General features: G+C 73.4%; 24 protein-coding genes. 7 read left to right on the top strand and 17 right to left on the bottom strand.

Annotated features, from left to right (window positions below; all coding sequences use genetic code 11):
• Positions 1–7: 7 nt before the first annotated feature.
• Entirely contained in the window at positions 8–733 is a 726-nt protein-coding gene (locus tag E4P38_RS09760; RefSeq protein ID WP_135131604.1) for an enoyl-CoA hydratase-related protein, read from the top strand.
• Between the two features lie 6 nt (positions 734–739).
• Here the strand turns inward: E4P38_RS09760 and E4P38_RS09765 are convergent, their stop codons facing one another.
• Positions 740–1,378 carry a TetR/AcrR family transcriptional regulator gene (locus E4P38_RS09765; protein ID WP_135131605.1) on the bottom strand — a complete coding sequence of 213 codons (639 nt, stop codon included), beginning with the start codon at positions 1,376–1,378 and terminating at the stop codon, positions 740–742.
• Between the two features lie 57 nt (positions 1,379–1,435).
• Between E4P38_RS09765 and E4P38_RS09770 the strand changes: the two genes are divergently transcribed.
• A complete protein-coding gene (locus E4P38_RS09770; protein WP_135131606.1) occupies positions 1,436–1,843 on the top strand; it encodes a limonene-1,2-epoxide hydrolase family protein in 408 nt (135 codons plus the stop codon).
• Positions 1,844–1,859: 16 nt separating this feature from the next.
• Here E4P38_RS09770 and E4P38_RS09775 read toward each other — a convergent pair whose 3' ends face one another.
• From E4P38_RS09775 to E4P38_RS09790, 5 genes are read right to left on the bottom strand one after another with little or no spacing between them, the layout of a single operon-like run.
• Complete coding sequence (locus E4P38_RS09775; protein WP_245160917.1) at positions 1,860–2,468, bottom strand: CoA pyrophosphatase; 609 nt, start codon at positions 2,466–2,468, stop codon at positions 1,860–1,862.
• Positions 2,453–3,286 carry an SDR family oxidoreductase gene (locus E4P38_RS09780; RefSeq protein ID WP_135131607.1) on the bottom strand — a complete coding sequence of 278 codons (834 nt, stop codon included), beginning with the start codon at positions 3,284–3,286 and terminating at the stop codon, positions 2,453–2,455. Before E4P38_RS09780 ends, E4P38_RS09775 begins: the two co-directional genes overlap by 16 nt.
• A gap of 50 nt (positions 3,287–3,336) precedes the next feature.
• Positions 3,337–4,377 carry an alcohol dehydrogenase catalytic domain-containing protein gene (locus tag E4P38_RS09785; RefSeq protein ID WP_135131608.1) on the bottom strand — a complete coding sequence of 347 codons (1,041 nt, stop codon included), beginning with the start codon at positions 4,375–4,377 and terminating at the stop codon, positions 3,337–3,339.
• A 49-nt stretch (positions 4,378–4,426) separates the two neighbouring features.
• Positions 4,427–4,570, bottom strand: coding sequence for a hypothetical protein (locus E4P38_RS22875; RefSeq protein ID WP_167760512.1), 144 nt, complete (start codon positions 4,568–4,570; stop codon positions 4,427–4,429).
• A 19-nt stretch (positions 4,571–4,589) separates the two neighbouring features.
• Entirely contained in the window at positions 4,590–5,087 is a 498-nt protein-coding gene (locus E4P38_RS09790; protein WP_135131609.1) for a GNAT family N-acetyltransferase, read from the bottom strand.
• Positions 5,088–5,173: 86 nt separating this feature from the next.
• On the opposite strand from E4P38_RS09790, the gene E4P38_RS09795 reads away from it, so the two are divergent.
• Both E4P38_RS09795 and E4P38_RS09800 read left to right on the top strand, forming a co-directional pair.
• Entirely contained in the window at positions 5,174–5,629 is a 456-nt protein-coding gene (locus E4P38_RS09795) for a helix-turn-helix domain-containing protein (RefSeq protein WP_245160918.1), read from the top strand.
• A 46-nt stretch (positions 5,630–5,675) separates the two neighbouring features.
• A complete protein-coding gene (locus E4P38_RS09800) occupies positions 5,676–5,888 on the top strand; it encodes a DUF4287 domain-containing protein (RefSeq protein WP_135131611.1) in 213 nt (70 codons plus the stop codon).
• 13 nt (positions 5,889–5,901) lie between these two features.
• Here the strand turns inward: E4P38_RS09800 and E4P38_RS09805 are convergent, their stop codons facing one another.
• From E4P38_RS09805 to E4P38_RS09825, 5 genes are read right to left on the bottom strand one after another with little or no spacing between them, the layout of a single operon-like run.
• A complete protein-coding gene (locus E4P38_RS09805) occupies positions 5,902–6,381 on the bottom strand; it encodes a heme-degrading domain-containing protein (RefSeq protein ID WP_135131612.1) in 480 nt (159 codons plus the stop codon).
• A gap of 11 nt (positions 6,382–6,392) precedes the next feature.
• Positions 6,393–7,547, bottom strand: coding sequence for an aminodeoxychorismate synthase component I (gene pabB / locus E4P38_RS09810; RefSeq protein ID WP_135131613.1), 1,155 nt, complete (start codon positions 7,545–7,547; stop codon positions 6,393–6,395).
• Positions 7,548–7,580: 33 nt separating this feature from the next.
• On the bottom strand, positions 7,581–8,363 hold the full coding sequence (locus tag E4P38_RS09815; RefSeq protein WP_135131614.1) for a 2-oxo acid dehydrogenase subunit E2: 783 nt from the start codon (positions 8,361–8,363) through the stop codon (positions 7,581–7,583).
• 35 nt (positions 8,364–8,398) lie between these two features.
• The gene (locus E4P38_RS09820; protein ID WP_135131615.1) at positions 8,399–8,659 is read right to left on the bottom strand and encodes a hypothetical protein; all 261 of its coding nucleotides are present in this window, start codon (positions 8,657–8,659) and stop codon (positions 8,399–8,401) included.
• A 10-nt stretch (positions 8,660–8,669) separates the two neighbouring features.
• A complete protein-coding gene (locus E4P38_RS09825) occupies positions 8,670–10,049 on the bottom strand; it encodes a diacylglycerol kinase family protein (protein WP_135131616.1) in 1,380 nt (459 codons plus the stop codon).
• A 290-nt stretch (positions 10,050–10,339) separates the two neighbouring features.
• On the opposite strand from E4P38_RS09825, the gene E4P38_RS09830 reads away from it, so the two are divergent.
• The 3 genes from E4P38_RS09830 to E4P38_RS09840 all read left to right on the top strand — a co-directional run bounded on the left by E4P38_RS09830 (position 10,340) and on the right by E4P38_RS09840 (position 12,558).
• Complete coding sequence (locus tag E4P38_RS09830) at positions 10,340–11,665, top strand: S8 family serine peptidase (protein WP_135131617.1); 1,326 nt, start codon at positions 10,340–10,342, stop codon at positions 11,663–11,665.
• A 24-nt stretch (positions 11,666–11,689) separates the two neighbouring features.
• The gene (locus E4P38_RS09835) at positions 11,690–11,917 is read left to right on the top strand and encodes a ketohydroxyglutarate aldolase (RefSeq protein WP_135131618.1); all 228 of its coding nucleotides are present in this window, start codon (positions 11,690–11,692) and stop codon (positions 11,915–11,917) included.
• A gap of 65 nt (positions 11,918–11,982) precedes the next feature.
• Entirely contained in the window at positions 11,983–12,558 is a 576-nt protein-coding gene (locus E4P38_RS09840; protein ID WP_135131619.1) for a dihydrofolate reductase family protein, read from the top strand.
• Between the two features lie 10 nt (positions 12,559–12,568).
• Here the strand turns inward: E4P38_RS09840 and E4P38_RS09845 are convergent, their stop codons facing one another.
• The 6 genes from E4P38_RS09845 to E4P38_RS22880 form a co-directional block, all read right to left on the bottom strand.
• Positions 12,569–13,303 (bottom strand): GAF and ANTAR domain-containing protein, encoded by a 735-nt coding sequence (locus E4P38_RS09845; RefSeq protein WP_135131620.1) that lies wholly within the window; start codon positions 13,301–13,303, stop codon positions 12,569–12,571.
• A gap of 77 nt (positions 13,304–13,380) precedes the next feature.
• Positions 13,381–14,115, bottom strand: coding sequence for a GAF and ANTAR domain-containing protein (locus tag E4P38_RS09850; protein WP_135131621.1), 735 nt, complete (start codon positions 14,113–14,115; stop codon positions 13,381–13,383).
• A gap of 121 nt (positions 14,116–14,236) precedes the next feature.
• Positions 14,237–14,713, bottom strand: coding sequence for an ATP-binding protein (locus E4P38_RS09855; protein WP_167760513.1), 477 nt, complete (start codon positions 14,711–14,713; stop codon positions 14,237–14,239).
• 130 nt (positions 14,714–14,843) lie between these two features.
• Positions 14,844–16,229: a cation:dicarboxylase symporter family transporter gene (locus E4P38_RS09860; RefSeq protein ID WP_135131623.1), complete on the bottom strand. Its 1,386-nt coding sequence runs from the start codon at positions 16,227–16,229 to the stop codon at positions 14,844–14,846.
• A 51-nt stretch (positions 16,230–16,280) separates the two neighbouring features.
• Positions 16,281–16,922, bottom strand: a complete 642-nt coding sequence (locus E4P38_RS09865; RefSeq protein ID WP_209309032.1) for a phosphatase PAP2 family protein — start codon at positions 16,920–16,922, stop codon at positions 16,281–16,283.
• Positions 16,919–17,134 (bottom strand): hypothetical protein, encoded by a 216-nt coding sequence (locus E4P38_RS22880; protein ID WP_167760514.1) that lies wholly within the window; start codon positions 17,132–17,134, stop codon positions 16,919–16,921. The genes E4P38_RS09865 and E4P38_RS22880 overlap by 4 nt, the downstream gene beginning before the upstream one ends.
• Positions 17,135–17,266: the final 132 nt, after the last annotated feature.

A 17,266-nucleotide genomic window follows, 5' to 3' on the forward strand; every position in this document is an offset into this window, starting at 1 on the left:
GGCTCTCGTGGCCGACGTCGAGGTACGCCGGGACGGCGCGGTCGCGACCGTCACGTTCAACCGGCCCGACCGGCTCAACGCGATGACCGGGGAGTCCTTCGACCTGCTCCGCGCGGAACTCGAGGTGCTGGCCGCGGACGACGCGGTGCGGGCCGTCGTCCTCACCGGCGCCGGGCGCGGGTTCTGCGCCGGTGGTGACCTGTCCACGCTGGCGGGGAGCAACGAACCGGGCGACGCCGCGGACCTCGAGGCGACCATGGCGCGGCTGACCCGCAACGCGACCCTGCTGCGGGAGATGCCGAAGCCCACCATCGCGGCGATCAACGGCCCGTGCGCGGGGGCGGGCCTGTCCCTGGCCTGCGCGTGCGACCTCCGCTACGCGGCCGAGGGTGCCGTCTTCAAGTCGGCGTTCCTCTCCGCCGGTGTGCCCGGCGACTACGGCGGCACCTGGACGCTGCCCCGGGTCGTCGGGCCGGCGATGGCCCGGCAGCTGTACCTCGCCGACGAGCGGATCGACGCGGCGACCGCCCTGCGCATCGGGCTGGTCGGCGCGGTGGTGCCGGCCGAGGCACTGCTGCCGGCTGTGGCCGTGCTGGCCGAGCGGCTGGCCGCGGCGCCGGCGCACGTGGTCCGGGCGATGAAGGCGAACTTCAACGACGCCGACGACCTGGACCTGCCGGCGCACCTGGTGCGGGAGAGCGCGCGCTTCGTCGAGGCCCGCCTGACCCGCTGACAGGGCTCAGCGCACCCTGCCGAGCCCGGCCATCAGGTGGTCGATCGCCGTCACGGCCCGATCTCGTGCGGCCGCGGGGTCAGCGGCGTTCGCGATGAAGAGGGCGGCCTCGTCGATGGCGGCCAGCAGGACGTGCGCCAGGACGTCGACGGGCTGGTCGGGCAGCTGGCCACTGTCCACCGCGCGTGCGAGCAGCCGGTGGATCGCCCCCAGTCCGTAGCGCTCCTCGAGCGCCCGCCACTCCGCCCAGCCGAGCACCGCCGGGCCGTCGATGAGCAGGACCCGCTGGACCTCCGGCGTCAGGGAGGCGTCGAGGAACCCCAGCAGCCCGGTGCGCAGTTGACCCAGCGGATCCTCGGCGCCGCCGGCGCTCGTTCCGGCGGAGGTGAGCAGGTCGTCCTCCACCTGCTCGAACACCGCCAGGAACAGCGCCTTCTTGTCCGCGAAGTGGTGGTAGAGCGCCCCTCGCGTTCCGACACCCGCTGCGCTGACGATCTCCTCGGTGCTGGTCGCGAAGTAGCCCTTCTCCACGAACAGCCGACGTGCCGCCGCGATCAGTGCCGTGCGCGTCTCCTCAGCGCGGCCGGCGACCGCGGCCGAGCGGAGCGGCAACGCGGAGCCCGTCGTCCGTTGCCCCTTCTCCATGCCGTGAGTATGTTCCACATACAGCCTGTATGTGGACCTCTCGAGGGGGAGACCGGAATGAGTGACTCAGCGAACGTCGTCCGTCAGTTCTGCGACCTGATGGTCACGCGGGACGCCTCGGCGCTGCGGGCGTTCCTCGCGGACGACGCCATCTACCAGAACGCGGGGATGCCGGCCTCGGTCGGAGCGGCGGCGATCGTGGAGAACCTGGCGGGCCAGTTCGGGGCCTTTCCGGACTCCTACGAGTACAAGACCATCAACCTGGCCGCCGACGGCGATGTCGTGCTCACCGAGCGGCTCGACATGATCGCCACGCCGACGGGGGTGCAGGGTGTGCCGGTGATGGGCACCTTCGTCGTGCGCGACGGGAAGATCGTCCGCTGGACCGACTACTGGGACACCAGCCTGCCCGGCAAGATGATGACCGGGGAGGACGTCAGCGCGCTCGTTCCGGCGAGCTACTGACGGTCGGCCGCCGCACTCAGCGCCAGGCGAACACCGGCTGCTCGAGGTGGGCGACGCGGGTGTCGCGGCCGCGACAGGCCACCTGGCAGAACTGGTAGAGGATCGCGGCGGTCGGCGCGTGCACGTGCCCGCCGAGGAACGGGAGCTGGATCACCGGTGCCTCGGACTCGGGGATGCGGACGAACCGCGGCTCGACGTCGAGGTCGGTCAGCGGTACGTGGTGCACCGCGGCGACCTCGTCCTCCGCGGGGGCTAGCTCGCCGGTGACGCCGGCCCAGCAGACCACCGGAGTCATGACGTACCCCGACCGCGTCACGTAGTCGTCGAGCAGTCCGAGGACGGCGGCGTCGTCGAGCCGCAGCCCGACCTCCTCGTCGAGCTCGCGCAGCGCACCCTCGACCGCAGTCTCGCCCGGGTCGAGCCGGCCGCCGGGCAGCGCCCACTGACCGGCGTGGGCGCGCAGCCGGGCGGCCCGGCGGGTGACGAGCAGCGACAGCGTGCCGCCGTCCCCGGTGATGCTGACCGCGACCGCCGCCTGCTTCAGGTCCGGCCGGTCCGCAGCGTGTCGGGGGAAGCGTGCGATGCGGTCGGCGACGGTCGCCCGGTCGATCAGTCCTCCGCCCACAGCGCCTCGTCGGTCATGCCGCCGGCCAGGATCGGTCCGCCGTCGATCGGCAGGGTCTGCCCGCTCACCCAGCCGCTCATGGGGCTGACGAAGAACAGCACGCCCTGGGCGATGTCGGCGGGATAGCCGACGCGCCGGAGCGCCACGTGCTCGCCCATCGTCTCGGGGGTCTCGCCGAAGCGGGCCCAGGAGCGCACGGCCCCTTCTGACGCCACACCGCCGACGGCGATGGCGTTGCAGCGGACGCCGCGCGGACCCCACTCCGCGGCGGCCACCCGGGTGAGCATCTGCAGGCCCGCCTTGGCCGCCGAGTAGGCGGCGCCGCCCTTGACGCCCTGCACGCCCGCGGCGGAGGAGATGTTGACGATCGCCGGCGAGTCGGACTTCAGCAGGTGGGGGAGGGCCGCCCAGGAGCAGAGATAGGCCGACGTGAGGTTGAGGTCGACGGCGTTGGCCCACCGGTCGGGCGGGGTGTCCTTGAGCGGGAACATGTACGCGCCGCCGGCATTGTTGACCAGGATGTCGAGGCGCCCGTAGTGCTCGACGGCCCGGCGCACGAGCTCCGTCACGTCCTCGGCCTTGCGGACGTCGGTCGGGACCGTGATCGCCTGCCGGCCGGTGGTCGCGACGACGCTCGCGGCCGTCTCCTCCAGTGGCCCGGGCTTGCGCCCGGCGAGGACGACGTCGGCGCCGTGCTCGGCCAGCAGATGGGCCGTGCGGGCGCCGATGCCCGTTCCGCCTCCGGTGATCACCGCGACCTTGCCGGTCAGGTCGAGCAGCGGATGGAGTGGAACGGCTTCCGGGAGAGGGAACGACATGGCCTGAGCAGATCAGTCGACGGCCCCGAAGGGAAGGGGGGTGGCGCAGGTCAGGGTCGCAGCAGCACCTTGATCGACCGGCGCTCGTCCATGGCCCGGTAGCCCTCGGCCACGTCGGCCAGCGCCAGCTCGGTGTCGAAGACCCGTCCTGGCCGCAGGTCGCCCGCGAGGACGTCGGCCAGCAGGTCGGGCAGGTACGCACGCACGGGCGCGACGCCGCCGGCATAGCCGATGTTCCTCGCGAACATCTGCCCGAGCGGGAGCTGGCCGAACGGGGCGCCGACGCAGCCCAGCCGGCCGCCCGGCCGGACGGCGCCGACCGCCTGGGCCATCGACTCCTGGGAGCCGACGCACTCCAGGGCGGCATCGGCTCCGTCGGGCCCCAGCAGCTCGCGGACGGCGGCGACCCCGTCGTCCCCGCGCTGGTCGACGATGTCGGTCGCGCCCATCGCCCGCGCCAGGTCCTGCCGGTCCGGGTGGCGGCTCATCATCACGACCCGCTCGGCCCCGAGCCGGCGGGCGGCCAGGACCCCGCACTGCCCGACCGCGCCGTCACCGACCACGACGACGGTGTCCCCGGGAGCGACCCGCGCCGAGACCGCGGCGTGGTGCCCGGTGCCCATGACGTCGGTGAGCGCCAGGAGATCGGGCACGAGGTCGTCGCCTGCGTCTCCTGCGCGGACCAGCGTGCCGTCGGCCAGCGGCACCCGGACGAACTCCGACTGCCCGCCGTCGGCGAGTATCCCGGTGCGGTCGGGCGCGCCCCAGAAGGACCCGTGCTCGCACGACGTCGGCAGGCCGCGCAGGCAGTGCCGGCAGGTGCCGTCGCTGATGGCGAACGGGGCGATCACCAGGTCGCCGGGCGTGAGGGTCGCGACGGCTGAGCCGACGGACTCGACGACGCCGATGAACTCGTGGCCGATCCGCTTGGGGAAGGCGGTCGGCGCCTTCCCGCGGTAGGGGTGCAGGTCGGACCCGCAGATGCAGGCGGCGGTCACCCGGACGACGGCGTCCGTCGGGTGATGGACCTGGGGGTCGGGGACCTCGGTCAGGTGGATCTCACGGACGGCGTCGAGGAGGGTGGCGAGCACGCCTCATCGTGCCCCTTACCGTGCCGTCGTCCACAGGCGGGGGGAGGGGTCAGCGGCGGGCGGCGAGGGAGGCGATCTCGTGCGCGGACTCCTGGGTGGGGGCCAGGTCGAAGGCGCGCTGCAGTGCGCGTTCCTCCCGCAGGTGGGCCCGGGTCGAGCGGTGCCGGGCGAGGACGGTGCGCAGGCTGGTCATGGCGGATTCCTTGTCGGTGTCAGGAGTGGGTCGGAGCAGTGGCCGGCGCGAGCGGGCTCGCGACGGTGAAGACGTCGGCGTCCGGGGTGAACGCGGAGCCGGGCAGCAGGCGCCGGATGAGGGAGAGGACGCGGTCGTTGTCGCGCTGGACGGTCGCGGTCAGCGTGCGCACGCCCCGGCGGGCGGCCAGGTCGATGAGCTCGACCAGGAGCTGGCGCCCCAGGCCGACGCCCTGCCAGGCGTCCTCGACGACGATCGCGAACTCGGCGGTGCCGGGGTCAGCGGGGGAGCGGTCGTACCGGGCCACCCCGACGACCTCTCCGCCGACGAGGCCGACCACGGCCTCACGCAGGTCGTGGTCGACGGTCACGAGACGGTCGACGGCCTCGGGTGGCAGGCCGCGCAGCGGCGCATGGAAACGGCGGTACACCGTGTCGGGCGACAGTCGCGGCCACAGCCGGCGGAACAGCGTCCGGTCGTCGGGTCGCACCGGCCTCGTCGCGACGGCGATGTCCATGTCCGGCCTCCTGGGTTCGTCGGATGAACTGTGCTCCTCCGATGTCAGGTTCGTCAAGTGAACCCAGGAGTTCTATGCTGGGCGGTGTGAGTGAAGCCTCGTGGGACCGGTCCCGGTGCTCCGTCGCCGGGACGCTGGGCGTCGTCGGTGAGAAGTGGAGCCTGCTGGTGCTGCGGGAGGCGTTCTTCGGCGTGCGCCGGTTCGCCGACTTCCAGCGCCTGCTCAGGATCCCGAAGGCGGTGCTCAGCGACCGGCTCGCCACGCTCGTGGAGCAGGGGATCCTCGCGCGGGTCCCGTACCAGGCCGAGGGGGAGCGGCAGCGGCACGAGTACCGGCTGACGACGAAGGGCCGCGACCTCTATCCGACCCTCGTCGCCCTCATGCAGTGGGGCGACACGTACCTGGCCGATGGGCCGGCGCCGCTCGAGCTGCGCCACCAGGACTGCGGCGCGCCGGTGCACCTGGAGCTGCGCTGCGAGGCCGGGCACGCGGTCGAGGGGCCGCGGGCGGTCCGGCCGGTCCGGGCCACTCCCGTCGGCTGACCCGACGGGCTGGACCCCCGGCCCCCGCGCTTGCAGACTGCGGCCCATGAGCGACGTCGCCAAGGGCCCGGCCAGCTACTTCCCGTCGATCGAGAAGAAGTACGGCCGGCCGATCCCGGAGTGGAAGGACCTGATCCGGGCGTCGCCGCTCACCAGGCACATGGAGCTGGTGGCCTGGCTCAAGTCCGAGCACGGGATGGGCCACGGGCACGCCAACGCACTGGTGGCCGACACCCTCGCGGAGGACGCGACGGCCTGAGGGTGGGCCGAGCTCAGCCCAGGTGGGCGCGGAGCGCGGCCACCACGAGCCGGTGGTCCTCCAGCTGCGGCAGCCCGGAGACCACCACCAAGCCGACCGGGCCGACCGAGCGCACGATCACCGGGAACGCACCGCCGTGGGCGGCGTACCGCAGCGGGTCCAGGCCGTACTCCTCCTCGAACGTCGTCCCCTGCTCCACGCTCGCTTGGCGCACGTAGAGCGAGCTGTGGCCGAACCGGTCGACGACCGCGGCCTTCCGCTCGATCCACGCGGCGTTGTCGGGCGTCGCGCCCGGGAGCGCGACGTGGAAGAGCCGGTGGTGGTTGCGGCTGATGTCGATCGCCACCGGTGCGCCCTGGCGCCGGGCGACGGCCGCGAGCGCCGTCCCGAGCTCCCAGGCGTCGTCGTTGGTGAAGGAGCCGAACTGCAGCTCGGCCTCCTCGGCGGCGAGATCGGCCACGGACGGCCAGGACACGGCGGCGGCGTCGGTCATACCGAGAGTTCCTACCCTGCGCACGGGATGAGCGGGCCGCCCAGGATGGCCGCCTTGGCCAGCAGCTCGGCCCGCTCCGCGGCCGGGTCGGAGCCCCAGGTGATGGCACCGCCCGCGCCGTACACGGCCGTTCCCGACGCCCGGTCGACGACGACGGTGCGGATGGCCACGCCGAAGCGCGCCCGGAACGCCGCCCCCGGCGGCGCGACCAGGCCGACGGCGCCGCAGTACACCCCGCGCGGGCCGTGCTCCAGGTCCCGGATGAGCTGCATGCTCGCCCGCTTCGGAGCCCCGGTGACCGAGCCGCACGGGAACAGCGCGCGGAACACGTCGACGAGGCCGACGTCGGCCCGCGTCCGGGCGGTGATCTCCGAGGTCAGCTGCCACACGGTCGGGTAGCGCTCGAGCGCGAACAGCTCCGGGACGTCGACGCTGCCCACCCGGGCGACCCGGGAGAGGTCGTTGCGCAGCAGGTCGACGATCATCAGGTTCTCGGCCCGTTCCTTCGGGCTGGCCCGCAGGTCCTCGCCCCGGTGCCGGTCGTCGTCGGCCGTGCGCCCGCGGGCTGCGGTGCCCTTCATCGGCCGGGTCCGCAGCCGGTCGCCGTCCCACTCGAAGAAGAGCTCGGGGCTCGCGCCGGCGATCACGTGCCGGCCCAGGTCCAGGTACGCGTGGTGCGCACCGCCCTGCGCCGCGGCCAGGGCGGCGTAGAGGTCCGCGGGGTCGCCGTCGAACCGCGCCCGGAGCCGGTCGGTGAGGTTCACCTGGTAGGAGTCGCCGGCCGCGATGGACGCGCGGACCCGGTCCACCGCCAGGCGGTGCTCGGCGTCGGACCAGTCCGGCCGCCAGTCCAGCGCTGACGTGCCGGCCGATGTCACGGGGTCGACGGGCCGAGGCGGCCCGCAGAGCCCGAACCAGGCGAGCGGCGGGCCGTCGGGATCGGGCGGGTGGACCGGCAGGGCTGCGTCCAGGGCGGCCGCGGCCTCGTAGCCGACGTAGCCGAACGCCCAGTGCCCGGCGGCGGTGGCGCGCTCGACCTCGGCCAGCACCGGGACGACGTCCTCGAGGGTGCGGGCCGTGAGCACCCGGAACGGCGGCGGGCAGCGCATCGCCGTGCCGCTGCGGAGGTCGTCGAACCGCGCCCACAGTGTGCCGCTGCCGGTCATCGCACCGCCTCCTCTGCCGAGCGCGCAGCGTAGTCAGGGCGGTGGCGGGAACCCGTCGGTCAGCCCGACAGCGGCCGGGTCCTGCATCAGCCGCCGGAGTTCGGCGCCGAAGCGCGTCGCGGGAGCTCCGTCGACGACGTCGTGGTCCACGGTCACGGTCAGGTCGAGGACGTCGCGCACGACGATCTCGTCGCCGACGGCCCGCGGGCGCCGGTCCAGCCCGCCCACCACGACGACCAGGGACGCCAGGGTGGGCGGCGCGATCGCGAAACCGCCGCCGCCGGCGAACATCCCGACCGCCGTCACCTGCACGGTGCCGGTGCGGAGGTGCGCGTGCACCGACCGGCGCAGAACCGCGTACATCAGGGGGAGGACCCCGGGGACGCGCCCGGCGGCCGGGGCGAGCCGGGGAAGCGCGCGGCCGGCGGGCGTGGCCGCCGGGTCCTTCGCGGCGCGGAGTTCGGCGGTGATGTCGGCGACGCTGCGCACGTCGGCGTCCCGGACGACGTGCACGAGCCCGAAGGGGCCCTCCCGGGTCTCCACCTCGACCAGCGTCTGCACGTCCACGGCGGAGTGCTGCACCAGCCGGCCACGCCAGTCGCGGTAGGCGTGCACCTCCGGATGCGCCGCGGCGGCCCGCGCAACGGCCGCCACGACGAAGGCCGTCGTGGACATCGGCGGGTCGGAGGCGGCAAGAAGCCTGCGAGCGTCGGTGACGTCGACCTCGAGCAGGCCGTGCATCGGCCGGATCCGCCGACCGGCGCGGACCGCGGCGACGACCAGCCGGCGGCTGGGCGGGAAGGGGCGGATCGTCACGCCCCGGCGGCGCCCCCGACGTGGGATCTGCCCGGTCACGCCGGCGGGCGGACCTGGGAGCTCAGGACGGCCCGGATCGACCGGTCGGACATCAGCGACCAGCGGGAGCACCAGGACAGCGCCGAGCCGACCGACAGGGCCGAGCCGATCGAGAACAGCGACAGGAACGAGCCCGCGCTGCCGATCGAGAGGGCCGAGCCGACGCTGCCGATCGACAGCACCGACCCGCGGGAGCCGATGGACAGCAGCGAGTCCTCCGACCAGAGGGACCAGCGGGACGACGAGGGGGAGGCCATCTGCGCATGGTCAGCCGTGGACCTCCCCGGCGTCCACCCGTTCGCGCGCCGGAGCGAGCGGTCGGCGGGGATCGCGGCCGGCGGCGATCCGGGCGAGGGCCCGCAGCGCGGCGAATGCCCCGACGGGCTCGATCGCCGAGGGGGAGGCGCCCGGGTGGTGCGCCGCGATGCGCACGCGCAGGACGGCCGGCCGGATCAGGAACAGCACGGGGGAGGAGAGGACGGCGGCCTCGCCGTCGATCCCGACCGGGATCGGCTCCGGCGCGGTGACACGGAACTCGGCGGTGGACCACTGGCGCCACGGCCGGCGTCGGCGATGGCCCCGCGAGCTGGGCGGGTCCAGGACCGTGATGCCGAGCACCGACTGGTCGACGGCCGGACGGGTGCCTGCGCCGGCGGCACCGCCGAGGCGGTACTGGTTGTTGCCCACGAGGATCACCGCTGCGCCGCGCAGCTCCCGCCCTCCCGGGGTCGTCCAGGTCAGCTCGGACTCACCCGGTGACCCGAGGGCGTCGGGCACCGTGGCGAGCAGCGTCCGGACCTTGGCCTGCCGGTATGCGGTGCGCTGGACCGCTTGGGCGTAGACGCCCAGTGACACGTTGTTGACGAAGACCCGGCCGTTCACCTCGCCGAGGTCGACCCGGCGTTCGCCGCCGTCGACGAACGCGTCCAGTGCCCCGACCACATCGTCCCGGTCCACGCCGAGGTCGAGGGCGAAGTGGTTGCGCGTGCCGGAGGGGATGCAGGCGTAGGGCACGTCGCAGCGGGCCGCGACATCGGCGGCCACGGCCTGGGACCCGTCGCCGCCGGCCATGGCGACCGCGTCCGCGCCGTCGGCCACCGCCGTGCGGACCAGCGCCGCCAGGTCGTCCCCGGGCCGCAGTTCGACCGGCTCGATCCCGCGGTCGCGGGCCTCGGCCGCCAGGCCGACGCGGGCGGCCTTGCCGTCGTCGGAACGCGGATTGATGAACAAGACCGGGCGCCGGGGCGGGTCGGCGGTGGGGAGCACCACCTCGGGCCGGAACGCCAGCCGGGCCCCGGCGTGCCAGATCAGCACGCCGATCCCGAGGAGCAGCAGGTCCCGGAGGAAACCGTCGTCGACGAGCAGGATCCCGAAGCCGAGCAGCGCCGCACCGGCGACGGCGAGCCCGGCGACCCTGCCCCAGCCGCGGCGCAGCACGCCCTCCCAGGCGCCGCCGGCGACGACCAGGCCGCAGACGAGGACGAGGAGGCCCCGGGGGAAGTCGTCCAGGGCGACGGTGACGAGGAGGGTCGCCGTCCACACCGCTGCGGCCAGAGCGAGGACGGCGGCCGTCCGGCGTCCGGTCGTGCGGCGGAAGCGCGTGCTGCGCACGGCGGCCCGCGATCGGCTGGTTCTCCGAGCGCCCATCGCGGCCTTCCCTGGTCGTCCGCAGACAGCGAAGCTACCGCCGTCCGGCGGCGCCTCCGGGTTCTCGACCGCCCGCGTCACCGGCCCGTCACGCAGCGCTCGCCGCAGCGCACTCGCGCGTGACCGTGCGGTGACGGAACGCCGCGTACCGGTGCCGCGGCTCCGCGGCGGACGCTGGGATCTGGCGCCCGGCGACGGGGGCGAAGACGCTCGTCCCGCCGGGCAGCCCTGTCCGGCGGTCGACGGGGGCGCGCCGGGCGGATCCGGCATCTCGGCGATGAGGGGGAGCGATGATCGATCCACGGTTGACCGGCTTTGCGGGGGACAACGGGAACGTCGTGATGGGCGGGGTGCGACCGCCGGAGACCACCGGACGACAGATCGTCGTCTTCGCCGACACCGACGACGACACGGCCATCGACTGGAGCGGCGCCGGCATCTCCAACGTCGCCGACTCCCGCGACTTCTCCGACGGCGACGTCTCCGCCGAGACCCTGCAGTCGGCCGACGCCACGGTCTTCGCCGAGCTCGGCATCGCCGTCGTCTCGGCCGACGCCGCCCAGATGGCGACGCTGCAGGCCGGCGTCTCGTCGGGGCGCCAGGTGCTCTCGGTGTCCCCGGAGCTGATCCATCACGTGCTGCGCGAGAGCGTCCTGGAGTACGCCCAGGCCTACCGCGACGGGGTGTCCGACCTCGCCGAGCACCTGCTCCACACCAACGGGCACAGCGCGGCTCTCATGGCCGACGCGACCCAGCCGATGTTCGCCGACACCCCGCAGGCGACCTGGGGCATCCAGGCGGTGCAGGCCACCTCGTCGCCACGGTCGGGCAAGGGCATCAAGGTCGCCGTCCTGGACACCGGATTCGACACCGCCCACCCGGACTTCGCCGGCCGCAACGTCACCGCGCAGTCCTTCGTCGCGGGGGAGCCCCCGCAGGATGGGCACGGCCACGGAACGCACTGCATCGGCACGTCCTGCGGCCCGCGGACGCCGTCGACCGGGCCGCGCTACGGAGTCGCCTACGAGGCCGACATCTTCGCCGGCAAGGTGCTCAGCAACTCCGGCAGCGGCTCGGACGCGGGCATCCTCGCCGGCATCAACTGGGCGGTCATGAACCGGTGCCCGGTGCTGTCGATGTCCCTGGGCGCCGATGTCGCGATGGCGCACCCGCCCTACTCGGCGGCCGGGCGCCGGGCCCTGCAGAAGGGCTGCCTGATCATCGCCGCGGCAGGCAACAACGCCGACCGGCGCGCGGGCAACGTGGGGTTCGTCGGGACGCCGGCGAACAGCCCGGAGATCATGGCCGTGGGTGCCCTCGACCAGCAGCTCAACATGGCGTTCTTCTCCGCCCGCAGCCTGCCGGCGCGCGGAGGACAGGTCGACATCGCCGGGCCGGGCTTCCAGGTCCTGTCGTCGTGGCCGCTGCCCACGAGGTACCGGACGATCAGCGGCACCAGCATGGCCACGCCACACGTGGCGGGGATCGCGGCGCTGTGGGCCGAGGCGACCGGGCGGCGAGGTCTCGAACTGTGGGCCACCCTCTGCCAGGAGAGCCAGCGGCTGCTGCAGCCGTCGGTCGACGTCGGTAGCGGTCTCTGCGTGGCTCCCCAGTGAGCCGGGCGGACTAGCGTTCACCGCGTGGTCGAGCTCAGCGTGACCGTCGACGACGAGCACGCCATCCAGGAGGTCGCCGCCGGCCTGCGGGCCCGCGGCATGGAGGTCGCGCAGGTCCTGGACGGGATCGGCGTGATCACCGGCTCGGCGCCGGCCGGGGCCCGCGAGGCCCTGGCCGGGGTCGAGGGGGTCGCGTCGGTGGACGAGCAGCTGACCCACCAGCTGCCGCCCCCGGACGCGCCCGTCCAGTAGCCACCGCCGGTCGACCCCTCGCACTGCCCCTAGGGTCGGGGCCCGGAGTGCGAAGGAGGACCACGGTGCGGCGGATCGTGCAGATGACGTCGGTGTCCCTGGACGGGTTCTTCGAGGGGCCGGGTGGCAACCTCGACTGGCACCTGGTGGACGACGAGGTGCACCAGGAGTTCAACGACGTGCTCGGCGCGATGAGCACCTTCCTCGACGGCCGTGTCACCCACGAGCTCATGGCCGAGTTCTGGCCCACCGCGGACGCCGACCCGGACAGCTCGCCGCCGATGGCGGAGTTCGCGCGCATCTGGCGGGACATGCCGAAGGTCGTGTTCTCCCGGTCGCTGGAGCACGCCGACTGGAACTCCACCGTGGTCCGGGACGTCGACCCGGCGGAGATCCGGCGCCTGCAGGCCCAGCCGGGCGGGGACATGGCCGTGGGCGGTGCCCGGCTCGCCGATGCCTTCCGGCGGCTCGACCTCATCGACGAGTACCGGATCTACGTGCACCCGGTCCTGCTCGGCGAGGGGACGCCGTTGTTCCGGCCGGCGGAGCGCCCGGTCGGGCTCCGGCTGCTGGAGACCCGGGCCTTCGGCAACGGCGTCGTCCTGCTCCGCTACGAGCGCGCCGGGTCGGGCGGCGGCTGAGCCGGCCCGGTCAGGGGACGGCGTCGGCCGCTTGCAGATCTGCCGGACCGAGGAATCCCGCGACGACGCCCTCGGCGACCGTCGTCAGCGAGACACCCGACCGCCGGGCGTGCGACCGCATGACCTGGAAGGAAGCCGCCACGCCGATCCCGGCCCGGGCCGAGAGCACGCCCTTGGCCTGCTCGATCAGGATGCGGCTGTGCAGCGCGGTCTGCAGCTGCTCGGCGAGGATCACCTGGTCACGGACGGCGCGCTCGTGCAGCAGCCCGATCGTGGCCACGTCGGCCAGGCCCTGGACGACGGCGAGGTGCTCGTCGGTGAGCGCCGCCGGGCGGATGCTGAACAGGTTGAGGGCGCCGATCACCTGACGACGGAGCCGGAGGGGCACGGCGTGCACGGTGCTGAACCCCAGGCCCATCGCGGCCTCGGCGAAGACCGGCCAGCGGGTCCGGGCACCGTCCAGGTGGATGTTCGGGATGATCGTCCCGCTCGCGAAACAGTCCAGGCACGGCCCTTCCTGGTTCTGCAGCTCGAACAACTCGAGCAGCCGGCTCGACTCGTCGGTGTACGCGACCAGCTGCAGACCGCCGCGCTGGTTGTCGAGCATGAGACCGGCGGCGTCGGTGTCGACGAGTTCGACCGCCCGCTCGGTGAGCGTCTGCAGGAAGTCGACGACGTCGAATTCCTCGACCAGCGTGTCCGCCAGCTCGACGAAGACCTCTGCGAGGCGTTGTTCCCGCGCCATCGTGTGCTCCTGCCCGCCCCGTGTTCTGGGCTGTCCGTGTGGTCGAGCTGCGTGCGGTCCGGATGAGGCGCTCGGTGTCATGAATGGTCGTCGCGGTCGTCGCGGTCGTCGCGGTCGTCGGAGAGGTCCAGGGAACCGGTCATCACGTCCCGTGCGACCTCGCCGAGCGGCCGGTTCTCGGCGTAGGCCCGGGCGCGCAGCAGCACGAACGCCTCGGCGAGTCCGATTCCAGCCTGCACCGAGAGGACGCCCGTCGCCTGGTGGACCTCCGCGCGGTCGTCCAGGACGGCCAACGCGTGCAGCGGCTCGGATTCGGAGGCGCGGGTCTGCAGGTACAGCAGGAGCAGCGTAGCCGCGTCCGCGTAGGACAGCGCCTCCGTGAGTTCCGCCGGGCCCAGCGTGCCGGGGGAGGCCCGGTACAGGTCCAGCACACCTACGCGGATGGCACCCACCCGGAGCGGAAGGGCGAAGACCGCCGCCACTCCGGCTGCGAGCGCGCCACTCGCGAAGGCCGGCCAGCGGCCGGGGGCGGTCGAGGCGAGGTCGGGCTGGAGCACCGGGCGGCCAGTCTTCGAGGCGTCCACGCACGGACCTTCGCCGAGCGTGAACTGGAGCTCCTCCAGTTCGAGCGCCGCCCCGTCGGTGGCCGCGACGGTGCCGGCCGGTCCCTGCTCGGTCATCAGAGCGAGTCCGACGCCGCTGATCGGCAGGGCTCCGGCACATGCGTGGACCAAGCCGGTGGGCAGCCCGGACCCGTCAGGGGAATCCGCCCAGACGGCGGAGAGGATCTCGGCGACTCTGACCGACGTCACGCTCACCTTCCACCGTATTCGACGCCATCCGACGAGCTGTGGCCGTCCAGAACGGCCCGACCGCGCCCCCGGCGGTTCGCTGGCCGCGCAGACGCTATCGGTGAGCGTGGACGATCGGCAGTCAGCTCCGCCGATGGCGCAGGGTCACGGTCGTCCCCCGGGGCCCGGATGTGAGCGTGACGGTGGCCAGCATCGTCATCATGTGCAGTCCACGTCCCCGGTTGCCCCGGGTGCTCAGGCCGGTTCTCCAGCGTCCGTAGTCGCGGATCACGATCACCACGTCGGGCCCCTCGATCACGGCCCGTACGTCGAAGAAGAATTCCGTCGGCTGCAGCGCATGCTCGATCGCGTTGGCGGCGGCCTCGCACGTGGCGAGTACGAGGTCGTCGATGTCCCGGTCGGGGAGTCCGGCCTGGGCGAGGAAAGGGCGCAGGTCCTGACGAACTCCCCGCACCGACACACCTGTGGACGGGAACCGCCACGCGCCCCGCCGACGTTCCCGGCCGGCCACGAGGGAGGCGTGGGGCGGGGGTGGACCGGCACCCGTGCGTTCGGCGGCGAGGCCCTCGATGGGCTCGGCTTCGATTCGGTCGACCACGGCAGCAGCTCCCACACCTCGGTGAGGTCGCCGGGTCCGGGGCCACCAATGAACGACTGAGCCGTTCCCACGTGCGCGAAATGTAACCCTGACCGCGGGTGCGGAGATGCGGGCCGGGCCCGAACCGGGGTCAGCGAGGCGCCCCGGCGACGTCCTTCGAGGTGTCGTCGTCGGGCATCCGGACCTCGGCGTGGTCGTCGATCATCTTGGCCTCGTCGAAGGGGCTCTCACCGGACAGCGCCGCGGACAGCTGCTCCCGGTCGAGCTCGTGGGTCCAGGTCGCGACGAGCACCGTGGCGACGGCGTTGCCGGCGAAGTTGGTGAGCGCCCGCGCCTCGGACATGAACCGGTCGATGCCGACGATGAGGCCGACGCCATCGAGCAGCTCCGGGCGGTGCGCGGAGAGCCCGCCGGCGAGCGTGGCCAGCCCGGCTCCGGTGACCCCGGCCGCACCCTTCGAGGCGATGATCATGAAGGCCAGCAGTCCCAGCTGCTCGTTGATCGACAGCGGGTCGCCGAGCGCATCGGCGATGAACAGCGAGGCCATGGTCAGGTAGATGGCGGTGCCGTCGAGGTTGAAGGAGTACCCGGTCGGCACCACGATCCCGACGACCGGCTGGCTCACGCCCGCGTGCTCCATCTTGGCGATCAACCGGGGGAGGGCGGTCTCCGACGAGGACGTGGACAGGATCAGCAGGAACTCGCGGCCGAGGTACTTCAGGAGCGAGAAGATGTTGACCTGGGCGACCATGCGGAGGATCAGCCCGAGGATGACGAACACGAAGATCGCGCAGGTGGCGTAGAAGCCGATCATGATCACGGCCAGGCTCTTGAGCGCGTCGAGCCCCGTCTCGCCGACGACCGCGGCGATGGCTCCGAAGGCACCGATCGGCGCGACCCACATGACCATCGCCAGGATGCGGAAGACCAGCCGCTGCAGATGGCCGATCCCGCGCAGCAGCGGTTCGCCGGTCTTGCCCATCGCCTGGATGGCGAACCCCACCAGCAGGGCGACCAGCAGCGCCTGAAGCACCGAGCCGTCGGTCAGCGCGGACAGCAGGGTCGTGGGGATCAGGCCGAGCAGGAAGTCGACGGTGCCGCCGCTCTCCTCGGCGGTGCCGGCGAGATCGGCACCCTGGCCGCGCAGCTCGTCGGACAGCTCGAGCCCCGCCCCCGGGTGCAGGATGTTGCCGACCACGAGCCCGATCGCCAGGGCGACCGTCGTCATGATCAGGAAGTAGGCGAGGGCGAGCCCGCCGATCCGGCCCACGCTGGCGGCCTTCCGGAGGGCGCCGATGCCGAGCACGATCGTGCAGAAGATGATCGGGGCGATCAGCATCCGGATCAGGCCGACGAACGCCGTCCCGAGCCACTTGAGGCCGACGGCGAAGTCGGGGAAGACGAAGCCGACCACGATGCCGAGCACCACCGCGACGATCACCGCGATGTAGAGCCAGTGCGTGCGGTCCCGCCGCGCCGGTGCTGCCTGGTCCGCGGTCGCCGATCCTGACGCCATGGCTCCTCCTGTGGGTGGGCCGGGCCGGAGGGCACGCGCCCCCCGGCGTGCCTACCGTGTGCGGCGCCGGGCTCTCCCGCAACCGGGAGGTACGCCGAGCCCGAAGTTCAGCAGCGCGCCGATCGTGATCCCGGCGAGCGCGCCCCCGACGACGTCCAGGGGGGCGTGGGCGCCCAGGTACACACGGGCCACCGAGTTCAGGACGGCGAGGGCGATGACCAGCAGCAGCTGCCAGCGGTGCCGCAGGTAGGGCGCGAGCAGGACGACGATGCCGAACGCGATGATCGCGTGCCCGGAGGGGAACGACGGCCCGGCCGACGGGACGTCCCGCAGGTCGGCACCGGGAATGGTCGTGCCGGGCCGCTCACGCCGCACCAGCGCCTTGAGCACCTCCTTCTCGACGAGGAGCTTGGCCGGGACCAGCAATACCAGCCCCAGGGCCAGCCGCCAGCGGCGCAGGACCAGGGCGACCGCTGCCACGACCAGCGGCGTGCCGAGGACGCCGAGCAGCTGGAAGACGTAGAGCACCGGCCGCAGGCTGTCGGGCCAGCCGTTGACGAACCGGAAGACGGCGCGCTCGACGGGCCCGACGGTGCCGCCGGCCACGGCCCACGCGGCGAGTGCCGTGGCCGCGGCGGCGGCGAGTGCCGTCCACACGTCGGCCCGTCGGTGGACGAACCCGCTGTCGCTCACGTGAGCAGGCGGTGCTCGAACCCGGCGGACAGCAGCGCGCCGAGCGCGGCGGGGATCCAGAAGGTGAGCAGCCGGAGCGTCACCACGGCCGCGCAGGCGCTCGCCAGGGGTGCACCCACGGCCATGAGTGCGAGCAGCAGGGCGACGTCGGCGGCCCCGGGCGCGCCGGTGACCGGTACCAGCGACCAGACCAGGTTCAGCGCGGCGTACACGGGAACGCCGGTGAGGACCCCGCGGTCAACGAGGAGTGGAACTGCGACAAGGGCCGCTTCGCGTTCCGCTACGTCAACGCGAACGCGCGGCTGACGACGCCGCTGGTCCGCCGGGACGGCGAGCTGCAGCCG

Source organism: Blastococcus sp. CT_GayMR16 (genome assembly GCF_004570875.1).
In the GTDB taxonomy this organism is placed as follows: domain Bacteria; phylum Actinomycetota; class Actinomycetes; order Mycobacteriales; family Geodermatophilaceae; genus Blastococcus_B.